Origin of the sequence: Pseudanabaena sp. FACHB-2040, assembly GCF_014696715.1 — a bacterium.
Lineage (GTDB): Bacteria > Cyanobacteriota > Cyanobacteriia > Phormidesmidales > Phormidesmidaceae > JACVSF01.
On the sequence record NZ_JACJQO010000001.1, the window covers coordinates 369,391 to 395,932 of the forward strand.

The window sequence follows — 26,542 nt, forward strand, 5'->3', positions numbered from 1 at the left end:
GTTACGAAGCAGTTAGAGCAGCTTGGGCAGCCTTAAACTCAGGGATATCTTTGATCAGCGGATGCACGTCGTACCAACACTTGAGATCGTCGTTCTCATCAAAGTAGCGATACTCCATAATGCAGCGGCGAAAGAGCAGGTCGCGGTAAGCTTCTTCATTTTCAATGGTGCGAGTCTTTGCCACTTGAGCCAGTGCAGCCCACTGGTCTTTCTCCACCGTGCGACGGTAGGTATCTTGAGTTTCAGCAATGGCACGACGCACCGCGCGGGTAGGAATAGGCAGCGCATTGGTGCGGTTCAGCGCCTCCTTAATCAACAGCAGCAGCTCCCGCACATGGCCGCCGCTAGCAAGGCAAACCTGCTCTGCCACGTCTGGCCCCTCAAAAACGTCGCGCTCCAGGCTGACCTCAGGAATGTAAGGCGCAATGCGGCGAATCAGCACCTCCTGAATTTTTGCCACCCCCGGCGGGTGTATCGCTCCATCCGGCGTTTGAATCATGATCATCGGCAGCAGGTTGGGGTTGCCGTAGATCTCCTTCAGGTCATTAGCCCGATTGGAATACACCATCGAAATCGGGATGGTGTAAATCAGGTGACAGTCTAGCCCCTTAAGCTGCTCAAAGCGGTCTAGAAATATCTCATCGTGGTTGCTGCGGCCATTGTCATTGTGAATCGGCACAATCCGATCTAAGTTGTCAGCGATGACAACAATGTGTTTCTTATCGGAGGGCAGATTACGTCTGCCATCTTCAATAAATTGGTTCAGGGCATTGACCAGCGTGACCGTGTGTGGGTTCACCAAATCTCGAATCTTGCTGCGCTCGCTGGGCACCGCCCGAATTGCGGTGGTGATCTCAGCAAATTGGCTGGCCAGCACCTTCACATCCAACGAATCTAGCTCAATTCGGGTTTGACCGATGTCATGAAGCGCCTGCCCCCGCTCTCGAAACCAGCTAATTAGCGGTTTTGGGTCAGCATTTTTGAGTTCTTCTAACAAGTGCCGCGTACAGGCCAGCAAAATATCGGTATATTGCACATCCTGCGGGTCGATGTCGCCATCGTCTCCCACCGCCGGAAAGTACACTACCAGGCAGCCCTTTTCCTCCAGGTCTTTTTTGAGCCGTAGCAGCTCCGTCGATTTGCCTGCACCCCGGTGCCCTGTGTAAAGCTGGCAGGTGTAGCGGTTAGAGCGTAGGATCTCCGGCCCCAGATCCATCAGCACATTAGCCTCGCCCCGCTCAGCCTCACAATCTACATAGGCCGGATCGCCCGGCTCCAAAGGCTTGAAGGGATCAACCGCATTGTAAATGTCGGTCAAAACATCACTCATAGGGCAAATCGGAGATTGTGCCTCTAATAGTAGCGAATTGGCCGATTTGAGTTGCGCTGTTTTCCTCAAAGGCGACAGAAACAGCAAGCCCAGGTTGGTTACAACCTGGGCTTGCTCAGAACTAGCTATTTGCTCCTGCCGCTAACAGCGTGGCGACATCTGCATGAGCAAAGACCACATCTGGGTTTTGCTGCAAGGCGGCATCGTACTTCATAGCGAAGGTATCACCCAACTCATCCGGGCGAAGCAGAGCGCGAATAGATGCGAGGATTGCCGCAGCATCTTCCGTCCCTGGCTCATCGGCCTGCAGCAGATCGTCAACCTGCACAATCTGCTCCGAGAGCGGGTGCAGCCACGCAAACTGATCGTGGTGAATTGCCAGCTGCAGCAGTTCGCCTTTAGAAACCTGTCCGCGCACCTTTTCATAGGTCAAGCGCTCAGTGTTTAGCAACAGTTGATGCAGGCGCAGCAGCTTCAGACGCAGCTCGCTGAGCAGCTGATGTTGATTAATGCGCTGTTGTAGGATGTTAAGCATGGATTTGTCCCATCTTTCCATTGCGATAGTCTTCAATTGCCTGAATAATTTCGGCTTCGGTATTCATCACGAAGGGGCCATAGCGCACCACCGGCTCATTTAGCGGCACACCTGCGATCAGCAATAGATCGAGGGGCTGGGCAGCATCGGCAGGGTTGGCTATGGCAACCTCCCCCCCATCCTGAGCAAAGATCACCATCTGCCCATCCTCACCCCGTTCCTGCTCCGCCCCAAACAGGCCCGATCCATCCAGCAAATAGGCAAAAGCGTTGTACTCCGGCGGCACCGGCTGAACTAATGAGGCCCCCGGCTGCAGCGTCAGGTGCAGATAGATAATCGGCGTGCGCGTCTCGATCACCGCTTTCGCCCCAAGAGATTCCCCAGCAATCACCCGCACCGTCACCCCGCCATCTGCCGTTTGCGCCACCGGAATTTTCGCCGCTGGGATGTCCTGATAGCGAGGGGCAATCATCTTGTCGTGTCGGGGCAAGTTCACCCATAGCTGAATACCGTGCAGCCGTCCTCCCGTGCGGGTAAATTCGGCCTCTGGCATTTCAGAATGCACCACCCCTGCCCCTGCCGTCATCCACTGCACATCGCCCGGATTTAGCAGCCCGGCATGGCCCTCAGAGTCCTTGTGCTCTAGGCGTCCGTCTAATATGTAGCTCACAGTTTCAAACCCACGGTGGGGATGATCGGGTGCACCCTTCGCCTGACCTGGCCCTAAGTCCATCGGCCCAAGTTCATCTAGCAAGAGAAAAGGGTCAAATTCTGAGAAGCTGCTCTTGGGGAACGGGCGGCGCACCCGAAACCCTGCCCCTTCTAGCGTCTCTACACTGTTCACGATTCCGGCAATAGTTCGTAGCGTTTGAGTTTGCACGGTCATACAGGTACCTCCTCAGAATTGCTTTTGAATCGGACAAACTTAGTTGTTCTGTTTGTCCTATATATGATTAGTCATATAGTAGCATGGGAGTATATAAGCCTTAGGAGTAGGGCTTGTTCGCCCATTCGTTCGGTAAACCGCCTATGTCCCTTGCCCACGTTATCCTCGGCCTACTTCAGCAGCAGGAGAGGACTGGCTACGACCTCAAAACGGAGTGCTTCAATCAGTGCGTTGCCCACCTGTGGCCAGCCGACCAGGCCCAGATCTACCGCACCCTCGACAAGCTAGAAAAGCAGGACTGGATTACCTGCACCGTCGAAATTCAGCAAGACCGTCCCAATCGCAAGATCTACTGCATCACGGAGACAGGTGTTGCAGAACTAACCCGCTGGCTGCAAACCCATCAGCCCCCCCCGATTGTGCGAGAGCCTCTGCTGGCGCAGCTGCACTTTGCAGCCCAACTGCCAAATGCCGCCATTCTGCATCTGCTAGAGCAAGAACTGGCAGCACGGCGCGAAAAGCTGGCTGAGTGTGAGGCGCTGCAAAACAATTTTTCCTCAGACACCGATCCCGCTCTGCCCAGCGATGACTCGGTAGCCAGCCGCGAGCAAAAGCTGCGTCAACGGGTACTGGAGCTAATGATTCAAAGGGAGCAAACTAATCTGAACTGGCTGCAAAACACGATTGACACCATCGCCAACCCAGGCAACTCCTCAATTCCTAGTTAGGATGTGAGCATTGTTAAACTGCTGTCTCTTTGCCTCTTTTGCAAATTTTGGAGGCTGACTGTGACCCATCGCAACACCCGACGCAACTTTCTGCTCACTGGTCTAACGGTTGCGAGCGGCATCATTGGCACTGCTGCTTGCCGGAATACTTCCCCAACTTCCCCAACGGCTTCATCTGAAGCTGTCCCTGTCGCACAAATCCCGACCCCGGTGTCGCCGCCTGCTGCTGCGACAATCGCCGAAATGCCCATGCGAACTCTGGGCCGCACTAGCGTTTCTTTGCCTCTGCTCGGTCTAGGTGGATCTGCTTCTCCTCTGTCGCGCCCGCAGGAGGAAGCGCAGGCCATAGATATCATCCACCGCGCCCTGGAACTAGGGATTCGCTATTTTGATACGGCCTCTAACTACGGCCCCAGTGAAACATTCTTGGGCAAAGTGCTGCCCATCCATCGCTCTGAAGTATTTATCGCCACTAAGACCAGCCAGCGCAGCCGCGACGAAGCCTGGCGCGAACTAGAGCAGTCTCTTCAGCGGCTGCAGACTAGCCGCATTGATCTCTGGCAGTTTCATGCCCTCACCTACGACTGGGATGTAGAGTCTCTTCTAGACACGCAAAGGGGCGCAATCAAAGCGGCTGAGGAAGCCAAGGAGCAGGGGCTGATTCGGCATATCGGCGTGACTGGGCACCACAACCCCGACATTATTGTCAAAGCCATTCAGCAATACCCCTTCGACACGGCCCTAGTGCCGATCAACGCTGCCGACAAGCACACGCGTAAATCCTTCATCAACACCGTTTTGCCTGTGGCCCAACAGCAAAATGTTGGCGTCATTGCTATGAAGGTACCAGCCTATGGTCGCCTGTTTAAGCCGGGTGTGCTCAAGGGTATGGGCGAGGCCATGGACTATGCGCTGTCTCAAACGGGTGTGCATACCTGCGTCATTGCTGCCGATACCCTAGAGCAGCTAGAGGAAAATGTGACGGTGGCGCGACAGTTTGAGCCGCTGTCCACCGAGGCCATGACTGACATGGAACAGCGCACCGCTGCGGTGTGGCAGGAGAATAGCTTCTTCCGCAACTGGACGTAGGGGGCTGTCTGGTTTGGGGTTGTTTCGAGGGGTGTTGGGTCGCGCTGCGATTGACGCCAACCTACGAGGATTGGGCAAGGTGTAAGCAAAAACAGCAACGCTTAACCCAAGTCCTTTTGCAGCTGGGCTAGCTGCGCATAGCTGCCTCGAAACTGCTCTAGCAAGCGGGTGAAGACGGGCATGACTTTGCAGTACTGAGCTACATTTTCGGCGATGGGCTGGTGTCGGTAGGTTTGGTCGAAGCGGTCGGCAGCATCTTCTAGGGAGGAGAGGTGACCGAGAGCATACAGCCCTAAAAAGGCTGCGCCTAGGCAGGAGCTTTCGTAGCTGTCGGGGATAATGACTTCAGCATCAAAAATATCTGAGAGCATTTGCCGCCAGAGATGCGATCGCACAAATCCCCCCGAAGCCCGAATGCTCTTGGCAGTACCCACGGCATCTTGAAGCGATCGCATCACCACATGCAGGTTATAGAGCACCCCTTCCATGACTGCTCGCACCATGTGGGCACGCGTGTGGTGCAGACTGAGGCCAAAGAAACTGCCCCGAGCATCGGCATCCCACAGGGGCGATCGCTCCCCAGCCAAGTAGGGGTGAAAGATTAGCCCCTCCGCTCCGGGCGGCACCGTTTCGGCCAGCCTTGTCAAAAGCTCATAGACGCCCTGACCTGTCTCCTGAGCCTGCATCAGCTCGCGGTCACCCAGGTTATCGCGCACCCAGCGCAAAATAATGCCGCCACTGTTGACTGGGCCGCCGATGCACCAGTGGTTTTCAGTCAGGGCATAGCAAAAGAGCCGCTCTAGCGGGTCAGTGGCAGGGCGGTCAATCACGGCCCGCAGTGCGCCGCTGGTTCCGATAGTAACGGCGACGACACCAGGTGCGATCGCACCCACCCCTAGATTTGCCAGCACCCCATCACTAGCCCCCACTACCACCGGCAAATCGGCTCGAATGCCCATCGCCTCAGCATACTCAGTCTTCATGCCACGCATGACGTGAGTCGTGGGCACCAGGCGCGGCAGCCGCGATGGCAAAATACCTGCCAAACCAATCGCTTCGGCATCCCAATCTAACGCCCGCATGTTAAACAGTCCAGTGGCGTTGGCAATCGAGTGATCGACCACGTACTCACCAAACCAGCGGTGCAGCACATACTCCTTAATCGAGATAAATTTGGCCGATCGCTCAAACAGCTCCGGCTGCTCATGGCGCAACCACAGCAGCTTAATAAAGGGCGACATGGGATGAATCGGCGTGCCCGTACGGTGGTAAATATCCCTGCCGTGGGGGTGCTGGCGCATCTTTTGCGCCCAGTCCACGCTACGACGGTCAGCCCAAGTAATGCTCTGCGTCAGGGGTTTGCCCTGCTCATCCACCGCGATCAGGCTGTGCATTGCCGCACTAAAGCAGATGCCGACCAGCTCAGAGGGGGCAATCTGGCTTTTCTCGACGGCCATGCGAATGCTGCCAACAACAGCCTCCAAAATCTCCTCCGGATCTTGCTCTTGAATCGCAGGCTCAGGCGAGAGCAGCGGATAACCAACCGCATGCTGCGCCACAACATCGCCCTCAGGCGTGAAGAGAATTGCTTTAGTACTGGTAGTGCCAATATCGACACCGAGAATTAGGTTTGAATCAGCCATGATTGGGTGGATGAGTGAGGGGCCAAGGGAGATGGGGAAGTAAGAATCTAGGGGGACAGGAGAGGAAAAAGAATCAGCAGAAAATCCTCAGAAACCTCTTGCTCATCCGCTCCTCTGCCCCTTTGCTTCCTTATAAAAAGAAGCTCGCTACCAGCACGACCAAAAAGCCGACAACGCCCAAAATTGTCTCTAAGACGGTCCAGGAGCGTAGGGTCTGGGCTTCGGTCATGTCGAAGAAGCGACCGACTAGCCAGAAGCCAGAGTCGTTAACGTGGGAGAGGACAGTGGCTCCACTGGCGATGGAAATTGTAATTGCGCCGACTAGGGGCGGTGAGTAGTTGCCAAGCTCAACCGCCGGGGCGATGAGTCCGGCGGCAGTCACCATAGAAACAGTCGCTGAGCCTTGGCTGACTCTGACCATAGTGGCAATTAGAAAAGCCAGCACGATGATCGGTAAGTTTGAGGCTGCCATCAGATCAGCCAGCGCTTCGCCAATGCCCGTTTCCACCAGCACCCGGCCAAAAACACCACCGGCTCCCGTCACCAAAATAATCAGGCCCACGGGTTCTAGAGACTTGGTAGCAAACTGCAGCACCTCCCGCTGAGTAAATCCCTGCCGAATACCCAGAAAGTAGAAAGACATCAGGGCGGCGATAGTCAGCGCAACAAAGGGGTGCCCGATAAAGGCAATCCAGCCTAACAGCGGGTTATCTTCTGGCAACAGCACTGCAGAAACCGTATTAAACAGAATCAACACCAGCGGCACTGCGATAATTGCCAGCACTAAGCCAAAGGAAAGGGGTTCTTTGGCGGTGTGAACTCTGCTTTCTGCAATTTCAGCCGCTTCTTCTTGCTGAACGGCTTCGGAAGAGGCGTTAGTAGCTCCTAAGGGCACCTCTAGATGAATCTTGTCAGCAATGTAGCGGCCAAAGAAAATGCCGCCCACAATCATGGCTGGAACGCCTGCAATCAAGCCAAATAGAATCACCCAGCCCAGATCTGCACCCAGCAAACCAGCCACTGCTACTGGACCCGGCGTAGGGGGAATAAAGCTGTGGGCTACGGCAATCCCTGCAGTGAGGGGAATGCCGTAGAACAAGAGCGATCGCCCACTGCGGCGAGCCAAGCTATAAATCAGCGGAATCAGCAGAATCAGCGCTACATCAAAGAATACGGGAATTGCAATAATCAGGCCCGTAAACCCTAAGGCCCAAGGTGCCCGCTCATCCCCAAACCGTTTGACCAGTGTATTGGAAATCGTTTCTGCACCGCCTGAGGCTTGCAGCAGTTCACCAAACATGGCTCCTAGGCCGATGATGATGGCAATGTAACCCAAGGTATTGCCCATGCCTTCGCGAATCACATTGGCAATGTCGCCGGGCGGAATGCCCCCAATGACGGCTACAAACAAACTGCTAATCAGCAGCGCGATAAAAGCCTGGAGTCGAGCGACGATCACCAGAAATAGCAGTAGCGCAACACCCAGAACGGCAATAAAAATCAGCGAAAACGTAGACATGGCAGATCCTCTAAATCGCTTCTACACTGCCCCATCCACATTCCAGGGAATGTTTATATTGAAGTGACGATAGCCAAGAAGCTTCAGATCCTCGTGAAACTGTCACAGGAAATAGACTCAATCAGATTAAGTCCGTTCTCAAAAGAGTGCTGAAAACTTCCTGGCTCATCTCAAGTTGAGAAGTCTAGATAGACCTTTATAGATCACCCTAATTAAGATGGGGAAGCAATGCTCAAAAGCGACTAATTAAGTTGCAGTGGCTCTAGCTTCTTTGAACGTCTCTAACCCTCACATCTCCCTTTGGGCGGAATCATTATTTCTGCTACAAAACGTAAGCTATTTTGTTTCGAAAGTTTTCGCCTACGGATCTCTCTTTAGAAAGAGTTCGGCCAAAAGGAGAGATTTTATCCTATAGGGAGCTTTAAAGACGCTTTTGAATAAGTTGACAAATCTTCTTTAGCTTACCAAGACGCATTCGTCACTCTTGCGCTTGAGTAAACTGTATCGATTTGAGGCTTGCTTTCCTTTACTCGTAAGGCTCTAGGTCGATCCTAGCCAAAGCCCTACCGCGAAAAATAGGCTGAATCAATCTGCCTAAAGGTGCTGCAAAAAAACAAAAATCTTACTCCTTCAGTAGAAGAGCAGCCGGACCCAAATCACTAATCTATAGAAACGAATATCCCACCTGTTGTTAGTTAATTGTATTCAATAAGGAGTTTTCTCAATGAAGCCAGCACAGTTATTTGCTCTCATCGTAGGCGTTATATATCTAGGAATAGGTGTTATGGGATTCGTCCCTGGCCTAGTTTCTCAGCCAGACGTTATGCCTGGTTACGTTGAAGCAGTAGGGTCTCATGGAGGGTTTGGCTATCTGTTGGGCCTGTTCCCCATCAATACCGCTCACAATATGGTCCACATTCTTGTAGGTGCAGTAGGTATTGCAACCTCCATTGCTCTAGATAGCGCTCGCTACTTCTCTGGCCTACTGGCTGTTTTTTATGGCCTACTGACCATCATGGGTCTGATTCCTGTGGCCAACACCACTTTTGGCCTGATCCCTATCTACGGCAATGATGTTTGGCTGCACGCAGCTACGACTCTGCTAGCCATCTACTTTGGCTTTATTGCAACACCTAACTTGCGCGACCAGTTGGTGACAGAAGCAAAGGCTAAGCAGCAGCAAGAAGCTTCTCAGTCCAGCTAGTTGACTGTTTGAAATTAGTATTTACCACTGGGAGTTCCCATTGGATCGTGCGCAAATCCTCTAAATAATGCCCTAGCCTGTTTTGTCTACTCAAAACACGATGGGTGCCCTGCTCTTACAAGAGCAGGGTTTTTCTTTGGGAGAATTTAGTGTATTGCTAATAGCAATTCCAGAAAAAAGTGCTGCAGATAGGGGGGAGAGTGGATGGGGGGGAGAGTAGCGGCTATTTAGAGAGTTGGTATAAGGTCGGGTTGAAGGAAGTGAAGCCTGCCCTTGACAAGGATTGTTGGGTTTCGCTAGGGCTCAATCTAACCTACAGTCTAAACGCTTCAAGCCGTTACAGAATTAGTACCCTAATTCTTTATCAAGACAGGTCAAAGGCGTTTTCAATATAGTCTTGCAGGACTAGAAATTGGCGGTTGCCATAGGGCTTTACCATTAACCCCGGTCTAGAAGCTCGGACTTTGCTGGAGCAACGAACGACTAGGGCCACGTCAAACCGGCAGATCGCCTCGGCCAGATGAGGGTGCTGAGCCAGGTAGAGGCGGGCTGACTGCCACAGCTTGGCCTGTTTTTGGGCGGTGATGGCCATTAATCCATTGGCATCCCAGTTGCCCTGGCTGCGAGTTTTGACTTCTACAAAGGTTAGGAGAGGCGAGGGAGAACGTGGCGCTTGCCGAATAGCGGCCTTTGGCCAAGTTGCTCCGGTTGCGGGTGTCTGCAGTTTCTCCAGGGGGGCCTTTGTCCCAATCAGGTCTAGCTCTCCCCAGCGGCAGTGCCACTGACGCTCCAAAATCTGCCAGCCCTGCGCCTGGAGCCAGTCTGCTACTAGCGTTTCGCCTAACGTTCCCAGTTCAGCTTTAGTAGGTTGGGAAGAGGCCATCTGCGTTTCCTTGAGTACCGTGGCCTTAGGGTAGACAGGGCTGCGGCAGAAGTAACTGTCAAATGCCAATTGGGGGCTAGTGCTGGCTCGTCAGCTATCGATTGAGTCGTAAAACTCACCAACCCAGGGTATTTGAATCAGATCTTCAAAGGTGACTTGGCGCTCTTTTTCTAATTCTTCAATCCGGCGTTTTTCGGCGTAGATTTGCTTTTGGTAGTAGGTGTGCTGGTCAGCCGATTCGGTGCAGTCGGTATCAGCCCAGAGGTTAAGGAAGTGGCGGTAGCGCTTTTCGCAAATGTTTTTCTCCATGCAGGCGGTGGCTGCTCGAATGATCAGCGGTGCCCGTAGAATGTCTCGCTTTTCCTTTTCATCGAGGTAGAGCAGGTGCTGCAGCTGGCTCACGGGGCCATCGATCTCGGCCATGTGGTTACGTAGAAGCACCACTAGATCGACTGGCGCTGGCTCGACATCGGCCTCTCCCGGCAACGCTGGAACGGGCTGGGGAGCAACGAGGAGCTGCTGCATCAGCCGCCAGAGGGCACGGTGATGGGAATAGCTGAACTGCAAGTCTCGATCTTCTAGGGCGGCAGCAACGGCCTGGCGGTAGTCGGGGGCATGTAGAAAAAGGCGTAGCAGAACGGCTTCAGCCTGCTCTAGGGCGCTGGTTTTCCAGGGTGGGGCGGGCAGATCGACTTTGCGCTTAGGGTCGCCGGTTGCGGCTCGCCGCTGCCGCCTGACCTGAGCCACCAGGTTCTCGGCCAAGAGAGGCACTAGGCGGCTGTCGCCGTGGCTGAAGATTTCGGCGCAGTGGCGAATGTAGTGAGTGCGAGTATCGGCGTTGGCGATTTCGCTCAGTACGGTGACGATGTCTTGGGTGGTCTGCTGGAACTGGTCGGCCTGCCGCAGGTCGCGATCTTTGAGCACTTGCTGGATTTGCCAGTCGATCCACAGGGGGGCCGCATCGAGCAAGGCCCGGTACTCTTCAGCGACGTGGGTTTGGAGAAACTCGTCGGGGTCTTTGCCCTCGGGAATGTTGAGCACCCGCAGCTGCACGTCTCCCCGCAGGGCCATGGTGGCTACTTCGCCGATGGCCCGCTCTGCTGCTTTGACGCCAGCAGCGTCGGCATCGAAGTTGAGCAGGATTTGCTTGGACTCGGTGTAGCGCAGCAGCAGACGTACCTGGGCAGCATTGAGGGCGGTGCCGAGAGCGGCAACAGCATTGGCAAAGCCTGCGGCATGGAGAGCGATGACGTCAAAGTAGCCCTCGACGACAATGGCGCGGTCGTCTTTTGCGATCGCAGCCTTAGCCATATCCAGCCCATAGAGCATTTTGCCCTTGTCAAATAGCTCAGTATCGGGCGAATTCAGGTACTTGGGCTTTTCATCGCCCAGAGAGCGACCGCCAAAACCAATCACCCGGCTTTGGGCATCGCGAATTGGGATCATCAGCCGATCCCGAAAGCGATCGTAATAGCCTGTGCCGCCCTGCCGGGGCACAATCAGCCCTGCTTTTTCGATCAGATCCACTGGGTAGCGCTTCTGATCGACCAGGTAGCCGTAGAGCGTCTGCCAACCCCCCGGCGCAAACCCCAGCTGAAACTGCTGTATAGCCTCCTCAGTTAGGCCCCGCTGCGCTTTTAGATAGGTCAACGCCTCAGCCCCATCCGACTGATGCAGCGCATGTTCATAGAACTTGGCCGTCACTGCCAAAACCTCAAACAGCTGCTCCCGCAGGGTGAGCTGCCGCTGCAGTTCCTGGCGTTTAGCCGGTTCTAGAGTCTTGACTGGCACCTGGTAGCGGCGGGCCAGATCTAGCACCACATCGGTAAAGGAGCGCTTGTTTAGCTCCATCAAAAACTTAAACGTGTTGCCCCCCGCTCCACAGGAAAAGCAGTAGTAGAACTGCTTGCCAGGGCTGACGCTGAAGCTAGGCGACTTGTCTTCGTGGAAAGGGCACAGCCCGACAAAATCTTTGCCCTGCTTTTTTAAAACTACCTGCTCCGAAACCACGTCTACAATATCGGCGCGCTCGCGAACGGCCTCAATAGTATCGGGGTGTAGACGGGGAGCATCCATGAACCTTTAGCCGGGAAAGTTAGTTAGAAAGGGATAGCCGGATGAGTTAGCCCACTCTAGCTGTACTCACTCTATAGGAAGATTGAAAGTTATCTAGCGTTTAACAGGAGTTAAATCAGAGCAAAAACGCTATAGATAGTTAGGCGGTCGGTTTCTCTAGATTTTAGAACCTCCCTCTCTGACCGAGTTGCCTCACTAGGGGTGGAAGGCTGTTGCAGAGTCTGCCGTGGCAGAAAGGATAGCAACAAACAGATCGACAGACAGATCGACTTTCCTGAAGTGTAATGGCCTGTGCGAAAACAGTTGCTCTCGAAACAGCAGTGCTCTAAATACAAACGTACCATTTTTATATCTACCTTTTTGCCGTGCGTTGCTTAGCGCCAAACAAAATAAGCTAAACAGTAAGCAAATTTAACCCCATCCCAGGAATTCCAGGCATGACCGCCTTTGGTATCGAACCTTTTTTAATCCTGATTTTGATCATTGCCAACGGAATATTCTCCGGCTCTGAAATTGCCCTCGTCTCGGCTCGCAAGGTGCGGCTCGAGCAGCAGGCGCGTGAGGGCAACCCTAAAGCGCGACTGGCGCTGAGGCTGGCTCAGTCACCCAATGATTTTCTCTCCACTGTGCAAATTGGAATTACGCTGATTGGCGTTTCTAGTGGAGCTTTGGGGGGCGCTACGGTGGCTAGCCAGCTCCGGGGCGTGCTCGATCAGGTTAGGTTTCTGCAGCCCTACAGCGAAATGCTCAGTCTGGCGATTGTCGTGGGGTTGCTGACCTATCTCTCGCTGGTGATTGGGGAACTGGTGCCTAAGCGGTTGGCGCTGAGCTACCCAGAGGAAATTGCCTGCAGCGTTGCTCGGCCCATGCAGCGACTGTCTCGGCTGGCAGCTCCGTTGGTCGGCCTGCTGAGCATTTCAACAGATACGGTGGTACGGCTCATGGGCATTCGGGCGACGGAGGAGACTAGCATTACAGAGGAAGAACTGAAGGTTTTAATTGAGCAGGGCACCGAGGCTGGCACTTTCGAAGCCTCTGAACAGGAAATGTTTGGCCGGGTGCTACGGCTAGGGGATCGACCCATTCGAGCGCTGATGACCCCCCGCACCGATATTGACTGGATTAATCTAGAAGCCTCGCTCGACGAGAACCGGGAACTGGTTTTAGAAAGTCCCCACTCTCGTTTTCCGGTTTGCCGGGGCAGTATCGATGACTGTTTGGGTGTGGTGCGGCTGCGAAGCCTGCTGCGGGCGTATCTATACAGCCCAGAGCCCAATCCTGACCTGATGCCCCTACTGCAAACGCCTCTTTATGTGGCTGACAGCACCCGCGCGCTCAAAGTGCTAGAGATGTTCAAAGAGTCGGGCACCCACATTGCGCTGGTGCTGGACGAGTACGGTGGGCTAGAAGGTTTGGTTACGCTAAACGACCTGGTAGAGGCCATTGTGGGCGATCTGCCCGCCATCGAAGATGAGGAGGGGCCGATGGTGGTGCAGCGGGAAGATGGCTCTTGGCTGCTAGATGGCCTGCTGTCGGTCGATGAGCTGAAGCGACTGCTGGTGCGGGAGGAGTTGCCCGATGAGGATGGCTACCACACCCTGGCCGGATTTGTGATTAATCAGCTGGGCCGCATTCCCACTGCAGGCGACTTCTTTGAGTGGCAGGGTATGCGGTTTGAGGTGGTCGATATGGACGGTCGCCGCATTGACAAGGTGTTAATGGCCGGGGTGCCCGGTGCAGAAAGAGTAGGTAAGGAGCCTCAAGATTTGGAGCTTTAGAGCAAACGCAGCCCCTCACTCTTTGCGCTGGTTGAGCAACGTATCTCGACCGGGGACAGTTTCCATAACGGCTAGAACAGCCTGCTGCGCGGCTAAAATGTTGCGCTCTTCGCCACCTAGGTAAAGCCGTCCAAAGCTGCCGACTGAGGTGATTTGCAGAATGTTGATCAGGGCTGCTTTTTCGGCTTCGTTGGCGGCTAGGGAGGCGTAGGCTGCTGGTTCGACTTCAAATACATAGAGGGTCTGCCCAGCCAAAATCATGTTGCCGCGTCGGGTGCGGTTGATCATCTGCACGTGGTGCGAGTCGAGGTTGCGAATGATTTGGCTGGAGATGATGCGAGGCTTGAGGCAGTCGCGCCGGTCTACGCCCAGCACGTCTAGCATGGCCCGACCAGCGGCATGGACTTCGCCCTGATTGCTGGAGTGTAGCTCTAGCAAGCCATACAGCCGCTCTACAATCAACACGCCGGGCCGAACCACAGCTGCTTTAAGCCCCACATCCATGATGCGGTTGATCTCAATGCCGGGCGAAATCTCGATCCATAGGGACGCGTCTCCGGGAAGGGGTAGAAACCCCTGAGCTACAGTTCCCATGTAGGCAGCGTGCTGCGATTGAAGGCTGTCGATGTAAACGTAGCTGCGAAGTTCTACTCCCAAGGTGCTATTCCTGTGTCAGGTCCTCGGTCAGTATACCGGGGAAGGGGGTGGGAGGGTTAGGGAGCAGGGAGGGGGGAGGGGACGCTTGGAGGGGGAGGCTTTATATAATTTAGGCTTTATATAATTTAGGCAGAGGTTTTTTCGGTGATGTTCGGTTTAATAGTGGATTGATTTGAGTTTGTTTTGCGGCTAGCTGTTTTTTGTCTGGGTGGCTGGGGCTTCGGGCTTTTTGATCTGGCGTCTGGTTTTTGCACTTGATCTCTGTGGTTAGGACTCTGTCCTTTGTTATCGATGTACGTTGGCACTGCTTGGTTGAAAAAACGTCCGTGGCAGCTGCGATATGGGTTGGCGGTGATAACGACGGTGGTGTCGCTGCTGATTCGTCTTTTGCTGGTGCCGATCTTGGGGCTGGCTGGGCCGTTTTTGCTGTTTGCGCCGGCGATTATGCTGAGCGCCTGGTATGGCGGCTTTAAGCCGGGTCTGGTGGCGACAGCTTTGAGCTGTCTGCTGGCTAACTATTTTTTGGTGGAGCACACCAACTCACTTGCGATCGCAACCCTCAGCGATTTGGTGCGTATGCTGGTGTTTGCGGTGATTGGGGTGCAGATTAGCTTTTTGAGCGGCAGGCTACTGTCGGAGCGGTGGCGGGCATTGGCCAGTGCGCGGCAGGCAGAGGCTGTGGCCGATTCTCTAGAGCGCAGTGAAAAGCGCTACCGGCTGATGATCGAGAACGTGCGGGACTACGCTATTTACAGCCTAGATCCGGCAGGCTCTATCTTGAGCTGGAACAATGGGGCTGAGCGGCTGCAGGGGTATGAGGCCAATGAGGTGATCGGGCGGCATTTTTCCTGCTTTTACGTGCCGGATGAGGTGGAGCAGGGGCTGCCCCAGCAGGCGCTAGATCAGGCTGCTGCCGAGGGGCGCTGGGAGCAGCAGGGCTGGCGGATGCGCAAGGATGGCTCCCGATTTTGGGCTGATATAGTGCTGACAGCCCTGTGGGATGAGACGGGTAGTTTGCGCGCGTTTTCTGAGGTGGTTCGCGATATTAGCGATCGCAAAGAGTCTGAAGAGCGGCTGCGCCAGTCTCTCTGCGAATTGACGGGGATGCAGTTTGCCTTAGACCAGGCAGCTATCTTAGCGATCACTGATTGTCAAGGAACTATTGAATACGTCAACGACAAATTCTGCGAAATCTCTAAATACAGCCGCGAGGAACTGCTGGGGCAAAACCACCGCATTCTCAACTCGGGCTATCACCCCAAGGAATTCTTTCACCACCTCTGGTCTACCATTCGGCAGGGCCAGATCTGGTACGGAGAAATCAAAAACCGGGCCAAAGACGGAACGATCTACTGGGTGAACACGACCATCGTGCCGTTTCTAGACGGGCAGGGCAGCCCTCACCAGTACATGGCGATTCGCTTTGATATTACCCCGCAGAAGCAGGCAGAGGCGGATCTGCAGGAGCTAAACGACAGCCTAGAAGCCCAAGTCAAAGAACGCACCGCCCAGCTGCGGCAGGCCCTCAGCTTCGAAGCCACGCTCAAGCGGATTACCGACAAAGTCAGAGATAGCCTGGATGAAAGCCAGATTTTGCAAACGGCGGTGCAGGCGCTGGGCGAGGGGCTGGGCGTGCGCAGCTGCAACGCTGCCCTCTATGACCTGGAGCAAAGCACGTCTACTATTTGCTACGAATACAGCACCTCTCTAATTCCCGTTAAGGGCCGAGTGGCCCAAATTGAGGTGTTTCCAGAGCTGTATCAGCCGCTGCTGGAGGGACAATACATTCAGTTCTGCAACATCGTGCCCAACCCGATTCGGGGCCGCGTTGCCATGCTGGCCTGCCCCATTTTTGACGACCAGGGGGTACTGGGCGATCTCTGGCTGATTAGCGATAAGGACTATGTTTTTCGGGAAAATGAGCTGAGGCTGGTGCAGCAGGTGGCGAACCAATGTGCGATCGCACTGCGTCAGGCCCACCTTTACCAGGAGGCCCAGACCCAGGTGCAGGCCCTAGAGCGCTTGAACTGGCTCAAAGACGACTTCTTAAGCACCGTCTCCCATGAGCTGCGAACCCCCGTTTCTAACATTAAGCTGTCTGTTCGTATGCTGGAGCTGGTGCTGAATCAGGAAGATGGGCTCAATGGCTCCCGGCAAAAAGCCCTGAAGTACCTGGAGATTTTGAAGAACGAATGCGAACGCGAGATCAGTCTGATCAACGATCTGCTAGATCTGCAGCGGCTAGAGGCGGGCAAGCGGGCGCTAGACCTAGAAACAATCGCCGTTGACGATTGGCTCAAAGAACTCACGCAGCCTTTTAAGGAGCGGGCTCGCTCCCGCGAGCAAACCCTGGAGATCCGGCTGCCGCCCCAGACATTGCCGCCCCTAATGTCAGATATCCCGGCGCTGGAGCGGATTCTTTCGGAGCTGCTAAACAACGCCTGCAAGTACACGCCCCCCGGCGAAACTATCGAAATCAGCGTTGCCGCCCATTCAGACCTAATGCAGTTTATCGTCAGCAACTCAGGCGTTGAGATTCCGGCCCATGAGCTGTGCCGCATCTTCGACAAGTTTTACCGAGTACCCAACGGCGACCCCTGGAAGCAGGGCGGCACTGGGCTGGGGCTGGCCCTGGTGCAAAAGCTGGCACAGCACCTAGGCGGAGACGTGCGCGCTAGCTGCAGCGCCAATCAAACGGCCTTTACCGTTGAAGTCGTCAATCAAGCGGTTTAGACCCTTTAGGACTGAGCTAGCTTGGCTTTGGCCTGCTGCCATAGGGCCTCTAGCTCCTCTAGGGAATAGTCGGTCAAGGGCTTGCCGGCAACCGTTTCGACCTGCTCAAAGCGTTTGATAAAGCGGCGATTGGTGCCCTGCAAAGCGGCGGCGGGGTCTAGGTCGCACCAGCGAGCAATATTGACCAGGCTAAAGAGCAGATCGCCCAGTTCAGCCTCCTGGTTTTCCTGAGGTTCGTGGGCCAAGGCGTGGCGAAACTCCTCTAGCTCTTCGTGGAACTTGTCCCACACGCCGTCGATATTTTCCCACTCAAAGCCTGCCTTGGCCGCTTTTTGAGAGATTTTCATGGCGGCCATCAGTGGCGGCAGGGTGCGGCTGTACTTGCGCAGCTTGGGCGAGAGCTTGTTGGGTTCGTGGGGCACGCCTTTTTCCTGGGCCTTGATTTGCTCCCAGTTGCGGTGCACTTCATCGACACTCTGCACCTCAATATCGCCAAACACATGGGGATGGCGGCGGATCAGCTTATCAGTAATGCCGTTGGCAACTGTAGCGAGATCAAAATTTCCGGCATCTGTCGCCACCTGAGCCTGCAACACTACCTGAAGCAACAGGTCGCCAAGTTCTTCTGCGATCGCACCCTGCTCCCCTAGCTGAATTGCATCCACCACTTCATAGGCTTCTTCAATCACGTAGGGAATTAGGCTCTCTGGTGTCTGCTCTAAATCCCAAGGGCAGCCCGTTTCAGGGTGCCGCAGCTGAGCCACCACATCAATCAGCCGCTCCAGAGCAGCCAACACAGCTGAGCGGTCAAGTTGAAAAGCCATAGTGCTAGAGAGTGTTGCGAGTTGTTAGCTCCACTATGCCAGAAGAGGGAGGGAGAGTGGATGGGGGGATGGGGGATGGGTGCTTCACTCTAAAAACACCCATTTGGCAAACGTGGCGGCCTGCCCCAGCTGGGTGCCTGCTGCATCGGTCACGTTCCAGAGGGCGGCTTGCTCAATGCGAAAGCGGCGGCCTTGGCTGGAGATACGGATGCCTTGGTAGTTATCGACGTAGCCTTGGTGGGTTAGCTGGGCCAGCATTTGGGCGCGATCGTCGCGGTGCATGGGCTCGGCGCTGAGGCGAGAGGGCATTTGGGTGAAGGTGGGCCAGTCCATTTCCCAGAGGTCGAGGGCGGTTTGGTTGGCGTAGTTGAAGATGGGGTCGCTCTGGGTGCCGTGGGAGACGAGAGCAAAGGGAGCGTGAAAGAGCTGGTCGGCCTGTTTGTGGGGGGTGCTTGGGGCAATCAGGTCCTGGCCCAGGTAGTGGCGATAGCTGGTGAGTAGGGTGGTGGCCCAGTCGATCTGCTGGGGGGTCTGCGGGTAGTCGTTCATCGGCGTTTACGGGAGCGGGGTTTGCGGGGGGTAGTTTTGCGGCGGCTGGTTTTGCGCTTTTTGGGCTTGAGGCTGGAGACGAGCCAGTCGCTGGTGTAGTGGCTTAGCGCTCCCAGCTCTAGCCCTACTAGCAGGGCTAGCCACTGGGGCCAGTAGCGTTGCAGCCCCTGACTCAGGTTGGTGCGCAGGTCGTTCCAGGTGAGGGCGGTGTGGCCCAGGTAGTTGAGCAGGCTAATCGCCAGGAGGCTAAACAGGGCAACCCACAGAGAAAAGTACAGAACTCGCACTACGGTGCCAATGATAGGCCCGTGGGAGTAGGGGGAGCGGTGCCGGAGCTGGCCCCGGTAGGGCAGCCAGATCCACCGCAGCCAGCCCCAGCGCTTGTACTGCACTGAGTGAATGTCGAGGTCGGGGCCAAAGACCCAGCCGCCTAGCAAAAAGCCGCAGCAGACAATGGCGGTGAGCCAGCCGTCGAGGGTAATGCGAAAAGCGGCCAGCACCACGAGGGGCAGGCTCCAGAGGGTGATGCGATCGTGGGTGCGTCCGGAGGGCATGGAAACAGGTGTATCAGCCTGTTTGGATTAACGCAAGCTTTGGGGCAAAAAATTTCTGAAAAATCTTTTTGCCAATTTTTTTTCAGAATGTTCGTATTGTCTGCTACGATATGAAATCGTGAAACACGCGGGCGGTTAGCTCAGTTGGTAGAGCGCCTGCCTTACAAGCAGGATGTCACTGGTTCGAGTCCAGTACCGCCCATCCAGTCCCCGCGCTAAACAAGCACTAAGCTAGCTTTCTGGGGTCACATCTCCAGATACTATTAGATTTTTAGGCCGAATTGTAGCCCCAAAAAGTGGCCCCACATTACACGTTTGTAATGTGGGGCCACTTTTTGTCGTTTGTGCCTCAGGCGATGTGTTTCCAGGTCAGGCGTTTCACAACTCCATAGATAGCTCCACGGGAGCCGCCAAACTTCTCAAGCAGCATAGCTACAGTCCAGTCATGCTCATCGTGCAGATGCCTCATCTCACATACCTGATGCTCTAAGTATCGGCTCCGGGAATGCGCATCACCCTTGCAGACACCCACGACGCGGTTGTGCCCCTTCTGGAAGGCATCCCGATTATTATCTCCTACCGTCCCAGTTGAGAGGTGGTTGGGGTTAACACAGCTCGGCCTATCACATGAGTGCAGAACTAACAGTTTGCATTCAGGGTCAAAGGTGGGGTCACTTAGGGCTAGTGATAGTCTGTGTGCTACGACAATCTTCCTTAGCACCTTGAACATCAACTTCCCGTAGCCCTGGCTGTTCTTGGAGCCTACCCAGTCCCAGCAATCGTTCGGCCCAGCTACGCAAACCTTAGGCCAAAATCTACGTTCCCATTCTTCAATAGGGAGTTCAACCCCGTTCAGGGTCAACATCGAATTATTCATCTCAATCACCAAAAGTTGTAAGGGAAAACCGGACAAGTGTAGAGACTGTCCGGTTTGTGTGTGCCTATTCTAGATACTGCGGGATCGATCGTGGGCCTAGCTGGGCACCCAAACATCTGTATGCCGTCGCCCTTGACGAATCGCCCGGATAGCTGCGGGAGTGCACCAGCCAGTAACGCGGGAGATTTCGGATGCAGTCATGAACTTGAGCATGATTTTAATCAGCACCACCTTGCCATACTCCAACTTGCTATTACTTACGCCAGCCGCAATACGGTCGGCAGTATTCTCAGCGGGGGTACCGGCATACAAGTGGTCGGGCCTCCAGCAAGCTTTGTTGTTACAGCGGTGTAAAACCCACCTATCTGCGGGGATACCCCCGTTGTAGTAGGCGTAGCTCAGCCGATGCATGCGACTATCCTTGCCGTAGATGTTCATGATCCCGTATCCGTCGGGGTCACGTCTGTGGTATTCCCAGCACCCACACTCGGGTTGACCCTTGATCAAATCCACTAGCTTGGCGGCAAAGTAAGCCACAGGCTGCTGCTCACAGGGAAGCTGTTTGATGGCGAGAGAGGTTTCAATTTTGATGTTTGACATAGTCTTGCCTAGTTACTCCTAAAAGGTCTATAGTTAAGAGTTAACCATTTTGTCTCTATCACAATCTGTGCAGGTTTTGTTGGGGTGTGTCGCTCCCCGATAAAAGTATTGACAAAGAAAAACCCTAGCTACATTGCTAGGGCTTCGGTGTGTTCCCAAGATCTTGTTTTAGCCAGACGAGAATTAGCTGCAGTTCTCAGCAGGGGATTGAACCACATTTACTTCAGTGGCTCCGGCACTCATGAGCATCTGCTGCAGAATAGATTCGGCCCGACCCGCAGCATGGCTAAGGACATCAATCTCACAAGCTTTCTTCTCAATCTCTCTTAACGCCTGCTCCTGTACCTGGCCAACCTGTAGGTGGGCAATATCCGGGCCTAGTAGGCTGCGGTCGTAGTTGAGTACCCGGCTCTTCTTGATATCAATCTTGCTGTCGAGCATCTTAGCGGGCGGAAGCGTGACCGTAACAGACGTACCGACTACCTCGAAGCTCTCTTCAGTCAACTGACTGAGGTCTACACCCGCAGCTACAGCACCATAGGCTTGATAAATCAGCTGGGTAGAGCCAACACCAATCCCCAGAATCTTAAGGTTATTTTCGATTGGCATGGTGGTTTCAGCGTGGAAAACAGTGGTAGTGAGTTGGCTGGAATCCTGCATCTCTTTGATGAGGATGCTTGGTACCTCAAATTTTGGCTCCTCCACCTGTGCCAGAGCGGGGAGGGTGGGTAGAGCCTTGAGTGGGCTATTGGGCATGTGGGTGAAAGCGGCGACTCCGGCGACGACAGCGACGGCAGTTGTGGCAGGGGCGATGACTAAGGCTTTAAGCATACGGGCTCCTCTGTGGCTATATCGGCATACTCCCACTCAGCACAGGCGTAAATCTGTGCAAGCTTTTGCAAGCCACTAGCAGGGTGAACCCAGATTGCTTCTATATGAACCTATTTATTTCTAGATGTTTTTAAATGCTTCTATTTGCATCAGATAGAAGCATTTAACTTCTAGTAAAAACATCTAGCTTTATCTAGATTCTAATAGAAGCAAGTAGAACACCTCCATTCGCAGCCGAGGGCAGGCCCCAGGGCCAGGGCATGCTGTAGCCCTTCAATGAAGAAGCCCCAGTCATAGACCGGGGCTAACTAAGCTTCTCTCTCATCTCTTTGGCTCTTTAGAGACCTAGGCTGTCGAACAGCGCAGTTCCGTCAATCTCTTCATCGGGCGGGGGCGGCTTGGGAGCTGCCTTTTTGGTCTTAGCCTTAGGCGGGGCTTCTGGTTCAGGGTCTGCTACTGGGGCTGGTGTTGTGGCCTTAGGTGTGGGAGTGTAAACCTCACCACTCATCAGGGCCTGCATCTCTCTCTTCGCAGTGATCGCGTCCTGCACCTCTCCTTTAATCGCTTGGGCTCCAACCCTGAGCACATAACTCAGGGCGTCACTGGCGCTTGTTAGATTTAGGGCCTCTGCGATGAACTCAAGGAGCTTAAACTCTTCTTCGGTAAGGCGGGTGGTGCGGGTGCGCTGGATCTTGCTCGCCTTGCGGCCTTTGTAATTACTCATTAAGCGGCTACCTGTAGTTGCTGAGCGATCATCGATTCAATGTTGGCAAGCTCGGGATGCTCTGGAATGTAGATTCCAGGCTTGCCAGCTAGTGTCTCCGCCAGTAGATTGGCGCAACCGCCGACCAGCACAATGCCCTTGGTATTGGGGATGTGAGCGCGGAAGCGGCGCTTCATCTCGCTGAGGATGCTTGTGTACCACTCACCTAAAAGCTCTTCGTACACGTCATTCCAGTGCTGAGCAGGTTCTTCGTGGTAGCAGTGGGTGCCGCTGGCGATACCTTCCATAATCACTGCTAGAGAAGGGGTGTCACCAATGCGGTCGGCAACCAACTGATTCTTTGCAATCTCAGTAGCTAGCGCGACACCGCCCCGACCCTCACAGCTAGTGGCTTCGATGATTTCATTGGAAGAATCAATCATCAAGCCATTGGCAGTGTTGCCGCCCAGGTCAATCAGCATGATGTTGCCTTTTGCTGAAACTTGGCCTTCTTCACGGGCTGCAACAAGAGAGGCATAACCTTCGTACTGAGGGTCTTCAGGGCTGATAGTGACTTCCATGTCTTGCCCATTGCGCGTGAACTGGAAGGTGCCAGTCAGTGCCTGCTTGAAGACCTCACCGTAGGTGCGGCCACTGGAGTGCTCCAGGTCAGGGTTGGGTAGGGCCCATCGCAGGATAACGGAGTACTTGGTCTGGTCATGCAGCGGGCGGAGAGTGGCGAGAACAGAGCAGATGAAAACATTGACATCTGAGATTTTGTTCTCCACTGCAGACGCCTGCTTGCGGCTGTAGGAATGAGCTTTATCACCGAAGTGATACTTGTGGCCCTTCCACTCCACTAGAGGGTTCAAGTCATCAGCTCTAAGGACACGGGTACCGGCAGTAACTCGGGCGCGCATGGAGCGGAAGTAACGAGGTGCATCATCAAAGTTGTTAGTGATGGCATAGGTGGAGTAGTTGCCGATATCCACGGTATGGAGGATTGCGGCAGAAGGAACGGTTTTGGTTTTTGCAGGCATAGTCTTGGTTGTTTTTAACTCTATGTTCTTATTATAAATTCTTTTAGAATCAAGAAGTGTGCAAAACGTTTCTATTTGATGCAAATAGGTTTATATAAATGAAATTAGATTTATATGGATTTATCTAGTTTCAAATAGAAACATATAGAAGCTAATAAAAAACCCGGCCATTGCTGACCGGGCTGTGTGGTTCTTTCAAAACAGAACCTAGAACGCTTCACCATTTAGCCGTCCAGTTTTCACGGCATCGGAAGTAGCGGCACCTACTGCAGCTAGTTTGCTAGCAGCACTATCTACCATGTCTGCCACAGCGGGGCCATCAGTGTCATAAACCGAGATAAGTAGGTCAGGTTGTGCTCCGGTGTAATCCATCGCAGCAGTTACCTCGTCCATCCGGCGCACCTGGTCGGCATAGATACTTGCCCAGGTATTGCCTAGACCAGGCGCTGCCCACTTACCAGTATTCGGGTCTTTGTATGCCTCAACACGGGCATGGATGATAGCGGTTTGGCCTGTCTTACCCAACTGCACTTTAGCCTCATACAAATTGTCGATGTACCCGCCGTAGTCGAGGGCAGCGGCAGGAGCTTGGTTAGCGAGGTCTATGCCGTTGAGCAGTTCTGACTGGGTGAGCTGCATACCATATGCCTTGGCGATATCAATCATTTCAGCAGCCTGGTTCTCCAGTCGTGCCAGTTGACGCTTATCGGCTTCCTCAGGCGTAATGTCTTTGTTGTGATGCTGGTAGGAAAAGCTGCCTAGGTTCCAGACACCATTACCTGGGTCAACGTGCCCTTCGTAATGTTTGGTGAATCCGCCCTTTGGTGTGCGAGTTCCTTCTGCCGCCCCAACTGCCCTGGCAACCAATGATTGCTGACCACCCTCGAACATCGCCTTCTTGAGTGGCTTGAAACTATCAACTGCAGGTGCGGCGGCGACAGCATCACCGACGATACCTTGGGCACGCACAGGAGTAGCTACAGGAGGCTCAACCTCAGCTACAGTCGCAGCCACAGAGTCAATCTCCAAGGGTTGAGAATCTGAGTCAGACGCCTCACTGTCTGCAGTAGCCAATGCGATTACCTGCACATCCTCCGGGTTGATTTGGTCTGCGCGGTTGACATCGTCGTATGCAGCAGGGCCTTGGCTAACCAGGTATTTATCCTGCAATCCCCAATGCACCAGGTGGAGCATGTTCGTACGAATGATCAGATAGCGGTCATCATGCTTGTCACGCTCTTGGCCATAATCGTTGGAGCCAGTAACGAATAGACCTGTGTGAGAGTGAGGCCCGTAGTCACCTGCGCCGTGGGCACCTGTGGAGCCAACTGTGCCGATTACCTGATGGCCTAGATTCTCAGGCTCAATATTGTGCCATTGCTCACCGGGGTTAGCCTTGTACCATTCCCAACCTTTATCAAAAGCGCTATCCAGGTGGAGTGAACGTACCCATACACCAGGCATATTGGGGTGCTCTTGGTCCATCGATAAGCCACCGCCGTAAGAATCCCACCACACAACGACGCGAGTGCCTACGGCATATACAGGGTGGCCTATAGGTAGTAGCAGGTCTACTCCTTTGTGGGCTGACCCAGTGGATTCGCGCCAGTACTGGTGAGAGTTTACGCCCGTATCATTGATATAGTGCGCGGTACCATCAGATCGCCCGTTATCCGGGATTTCACCACCTAGCAACTCTTCAGGGGTCCAGTCAGATAGTGGTCTGAGCTGAGCATTGGTTGTCTTGGTATCGACCAAAACTGCCTCAGTTGCAGGCTCAGGAGTAGGCTCAGATACAGGCTTATCTTCCTGTTTGCGGAAAAAGCCAAAGATTCCCTGGCGCTTAGGTGTGGCTTCTACTTCAGCTTTAGCTTTTTCAGTTGGTGCGCCATCAAACAAAGCCACCTTACTAGCATTATCCATCTCACCTGTTGCGGGCAGACCAGCATCAGCTTGGAATGCTGCTACAGCATCAGTAGTTAAGGGGCCGTAGTAACCAGTTATGGGACCATCAAAGTAACCCTTATCAGAGAGGGCGCGCTGCGTGAGAAATACCCAGTTACCCTCGGACAAATGCGTGCTGCGGTACTCACTTATATCGAGTGTGCTGATGTTGCGCTCGTCTATGACAATCAGATCATCCTGGCTGCTTTTATTTGATGTATCCACCATCTTCTCGAAATGTAGAGTTGGAGATTCAGATAGCTCAAAACCTTCTGCTTTGCTGGAGCAGCTACCAATGGCCACTACGACAGCTGCGGTTGTAGCTAGAGCCCGCTCTACAACACGGGGTTCTAGTTCACGATCAGGATATACTTCAGAGTTTGCTTGAGCCTCTAAGAATGCGTAGACTTCCATCCGCTTGTCCTCCAGATATTGAAGCGGAGGAGGCATACGCTAAGATGGGTCTTGCGAATGCCTCCTATTTGCGTGGGCGGTTTTCGTTCTCGGGCCGGAGGGAAGGTAGTAGCTCCCTTCGGCCTTTTGGTTTAGCCAGGTGTAGAGGTAGTAGCTCTACATCGGGCTTATGCGGGTTTTTCTGGAACTTGTAAATCGATTGATAGCTTTCTTTCGATGTCGCGGACGCGCTCTATTGGGATTGGGATTTGCTCTTTCTCGTATTTCCACCAGGTAGACCTTGTGATTCCGATGTACTCGTAGAAGGTCTCGCTGGTGGGGTACAGGGCTTTGTTTCTTGTTTCTCTGGCTCGTTTTAGTCTTTGTCCAAGACCAGGTACATCAGCCTTTACCTCGTAGATCACATGCATTTGGGTTAGCCACATTTTTCAGCATCCTTATTATCTTCGATGCGTTTCATGGCTGTGAAACATTTTTGTTCAAAAAAAACTACTTGCCTTGAAACTCGATGGTGGGGGTGCTGGTGTTGTCGGTCAGGACCCGCTCTACCTGATTGAGGGCAATAGAAGCTCCGAAGCTCGCCGCGACCAGAACAATTCCAGTTCTCAAGATTGCGTTGTCGATGACTTGCTTGCAGGTGTTGGTGTTGGAGGTTTTGGTGTTTTGCATTTGAATCTCTACTTGTTTCACTGCTATGAAACAAAAATACCATTTTTCGAGGGGTAAAATCAAGCGAAAAATGATCGATAAGTGTGCATGAGGTAAAGTCAACAAAAAGCCCCAACAAGTGTCGGGGCGTTAGAGTTACCTATTTATAGGGGTTCTGGCTTATTCAGAGTCTGAGATACTAAATTGAACTAGCTCGTTAGCGGGCGTGTCAAGTAATTCGCCAAGTATTCCAAGTAGGCTGCAATCTAGATAGTTTACGTTGTTCTCTAGGGGCCTAGACACTTTACAATCACGCTTACCAAAAGAGTCGTAGACGTGAAAGCTAACATGCCTGAGGTTGGCCTCAAGAGAGCCTACAGAGATGAGTGCATCCCAAATTTGCGATGAGTAGGAATGCTTAGCTACGTAGATAGCTAACAACGCTAAGCTTTGAGCAGTATAGCGAGGGATAGGGAAGCGATGGATGCATCTAAAGA

Annotated in this window: 22 protein-coding genes and 1 tRNA gene; 6 read left to right on the forward strand and 17 right to left on the reverse strand. The window is 53.7% G+C overall.

From position 1 onward, the window contains the following. Position 1: 1 nt before the first annotated feature. The 3 genes from H6G13_RS01635 to H6G13_RS01645 form a co-directional block, all read right to left on the reverse strand. Positions 2-1,330 carry an AAA family ATPase gene (locus H6G13_RS01635; protein ID WP_190481409.1) on the reverse strand — a complete coding sequence of 443 codons (1,329 nt, stop codon included), beginning with the start codon at positions 1,328-1,330 and terminating at the stop codon, positions 2-4. Between the two features lie 121 nt (positions 1,331-1,451). Beyond that, a complete protein-coding gene (locus tag H6G13_RS01640; RefSeq protein ID WP_190481410.1) occupies positions 1,452-1,865 on the reverse strand; it encodes a hypothetical protein in 414 nt (137 codons plus the stop codon). Beyond that, positions 1,858-2,751, reverse strand: a complete 894-nt coding sequence (locus H6G13_RS01645) for a pirin family protein (protein ID WP_190481411.1) — start codon at positions 2,749-2,751, stop codon at positions 1,858-1,860. The genes H6G13_RS01640 and H6G13_RS01645 overlap by 8 nt, the downstream gene beginning before the upstream one ends. 143 nt (positions 2,752-2,894) lie before the next feature. Between H6G13_RS01645 and H6G13_RS01650 the strand changes: the two genes are divergently transcribed. Both H6G13_RS01650 and H6G13_RS01655 read left to right on the forward strand, forming a co-directional pair. After that, the gene (locus H6G13_RS01650; RefSeq protein ID WP_190481412.1) at positions 2,895-3,479 is read left to right on the forward strand and encodes a PadR family transcriptional regulator; all 585 of its coding nucleotides are present in this window, start codon (positions 2,895-2,897) and stop codon (positions 3,477-3,479) included. Positions 3,480-3,539: 60 nt separating this feature from the next. Next, positions 3,540-4,568 carry an aldo/keto reductase gene (locus H6G13_RS01655; RefSeq protein WP_190481413.1) on the forward strand — a complete coding sequence of 343 codons (1,029 nt, stop codon included), beginning with the start codon at positions 3,540-3,542 and terminating at the stop codon, positions 4,566-4,568. Positions 4,569-4,669: 101 nt separating this feature from the next. Here H6G13_RS01655 and gntK read toward each other — a convergent pair whose 3' ends face one another. Both gntK and H6G13_RS01665 read right to left on the reverse strand, forming a co-directional pair. Beyond that, entirely contained in the window at positions 4,670-6,211 is a 1,542-nt protein-coding gene (gene gntK, locus H6G13_RS01660) for a gluconokinase (protein WP_190481414.1), read from the reverse strand. A 130-nt stretch (positions 6,212-6,341) separates the two neighbouring features. Continuing rightward, positions 6,342-7,730 carry a gluconate:H+ symporter gene (locus tag H6G13_RS01665; RefSeq protein WP_190481415.1) on the reverse strand — a complete coding sequence of 463 codons (1,389 nt, stop codon included), beginning with the start codon at positions 7,728-7,730 and terminating at the stop codon, positions 6,342-6,344. A gap of 724 nt (positions 7,731-8,454) precedes the next feature. Between H6G13_RS01665 and H6G13_RS01670 the strand changes: the two genes are divergently transcribed. Then, the gene (locus H6G13_RS01670; RefSeq protein ID WP_190481416.1) at positions 8,455-8,934 is read left to right on the forward strand and encodes a DUF4383 domain-containing protein; all 480 of its coding nucleotides are present in this window, start codon (positions 8,455-8,457) and stop codon (positions 8,932-8,934) included. Positions 8,935-9,298: 364 nt separating this feature from the next. Here H6G13_RS01670 and H6G13_RS01675 read toward each other — a convergent pair whose 3' ends face one another. Further along, positions 9,299-9,817, reverse strand: a complete 519-nt coding sequence (locus H6G13_RS01675) for a YraN family protein (protein WP_190481417.1) — start codon at positions 9,815-9,817, stop codon at positions 9,299-9,301. Between the two features lie 90 nt (positions 9,818-9,907). After that, on the reverse strand, positions 9,908-11,893 hold the full coding sequence (gene dnaG / locus H6G13_RS01680; protein WP_190481418.1) for a DNA primase: 1,986 nt from the start codon (positions 11,891-11,893) through the stop codon (positions 9,908-9,910). A gap of 437 nt (positions 11,894-12,330) precedes the next feature. On the opposite strand from dnaG, the gene H6G13_RS01685 reads away from it, so the two are divergent. After that, on the forward strand, positions 12,331-13,671 hold the full coding sequence (locus tag H6G13_RS01685) for a hemolysin family protein (protein ID WP_190481419.1): 1,341 nt from the start codon (positions 12,331-12,333) through the stop codon (positions 13,669-13,671). Positions 13,672-13,686: 15 nt separating this feature from the next. Here the strand turns inward: H6G13_RS01685 and H6G13_RS01690 are convergent, their stop codons facing one another. Further along, positions 13,687-14,328 (reverse strand): hypothetical protein, encoded by a 642-nt coding sequence (locus tag H6G13_RS01690; protein WP_190481420.1) that lies wholly within the window; start codon positions 14,326-14,328, stop codon positions 13,687-13,689. A 291-nt stretch (positions 14,329-14,619) separates the two neighbouring features. On the opposite strand from H6G13_RS01690, the gene H6G13_RS01695 reads away from it, so the two are divergent. Next, a complete protein-coding gene (locus H6G13_RS01695; protein WP_190481421.1) occupies positions 14,620-17,061 on the forward strand; it encodes a PAS domain S-box protein in 2,442 nt (813 codons plus the stop codon). Positions 17,062-17,066: 5 nt separating this feature from the next. Here H6G13_RS01695 and mazG read toward each other — a convergent pair whose 3' ends face one another. From mazG to H6G13_RS01710, 3 genes are all read right to left on the reverse strand, one after another. Further along, the gene (mazG, locus tag H6G13_RS01700; protein ID WP_190481422.1) at positions 17,067-17,885 is read right to left on the reverse strand and encodes a nucleoside triphosphate pyrophosphohydrolase; all 819 of its coding nucleotides are present in this window, start codon (positions 17,883-17,885) and stop codon (positions 17,067-17,069) included. 84 nt (positions 17,886-17,969) lie between these two features. Beyond that, complete coding sequence (locus tag H6G13_RS01705) at positions 17,970-18,434, reverse strand: MEKHLA domain-containing protein (RefSeq protein ID WP_190481423.1); 465 nt, start codon at positions 18,432-18,434, stop codon at positions 17,970-17,972. Then, a complete protein-coding gene (locus H6G13_RS01710; RefSeq protein WP_190481424.1) occupies positions 18,431-18,988 on the reverse strand; it encodes a metal-binding protein in 558 nt (185 codons plus the stop codon). The genes H6G13_RS01705 and H6G13_RS01710 overlap by 4 nt, the downstream gene beginning before the upstream one ends. Before the next feature lie 129 nt (positions 18,989-19,117). Between H6G13_RS01710 and H6G13_RS01715 the strand changes: the two genes are divergently transcribed. Then, positions 19,118-19,190, forward strand: a tRNA-Val gene (locus H6G13_RS01715). Between the two features lie 771 nt (positions 19,191-19,961). Here H6G13_RS01715 and H6G13_RS01720 read toward each other — a convergent pair. The 6 genes from H6G13_RS01720 to H6G13_RS01745 form a co-directional block, all read right to left on the reverse strand. After that, positions 19,962-20,465, reverse strand: coding sequence for an HNH endonuclease signature motif containing protein (locus H6G13_RS01720; RefSeq protein ID WP_190481425.1), 504 nt, complete (start codon positions 20,463-20,465; stop codon positions 19,962-19,964). 183 nt (positions 20,466-20,648) lie between these two features. Then, the gene (locus H6G13_RS01725; protein ID WP_190481426.1) at positions 20,649-21,296 is read right to left on the reverse strand and encodes a DUF4230 domain-containing protein; all 648 of its coding nucleotides are present in this window, start codon (positions 21,294-21,296) and stop codon (positions 20,649-20,651) included. A gap of 337 nt (positions 21,297-21,633) precedes the next feature. Then, positions 21,634-22,020, reverse strand: a complete 387-nt coding sequence (locus H6G13_RS01730) for a hypothetical protein (protein ID WP_190481427.1) — start codon at positions 22,018-22,020, stop codon at positions 21,634-21,636. Continuing rightward, positions 22,020-23,039, reverse strand: a complete 1,020-nt coding sequence (locus tag H6G13_RS01735; RefSeq protein WP_190481428.1) for a hypothetical protein — start codon at positions 23,037-23,039, stop codon at positions 22,020-22,022. Before H6G13_RS01735 ends, H6G13_RS01730 begins: the two co-directional genes overlap by 1 nt. A gap of 207 nt (positions 23,040-23,246) precedes the next feature. Next, on the reverse strand, positions 23,247-25,397 hold the full coding sequence (locus H6G13_RS01740) for a peptidoglycan-binding protein (protein WP_199305663.1): 2,151 nt from the start codon (positions 25,395-25,397) through the stop codon (positions 23,247-23,249). A 489-nt stretch (positions 25,398-25,886) separates the two neighbouring features. Beyond that, positions 25,887-26,066 (reverse strand): hypothetical protein, encoded by a 180-nt coding sequence (locus tag H6G13_RS01745; protein ID WP_190481430.1) that lies wholly within the window; start codon positions 26,064-26,066, stop codon positions 25,887-25,889. Between the last annotated feature and the right edge of the window lie 476 nt (positions 26,067-26,542).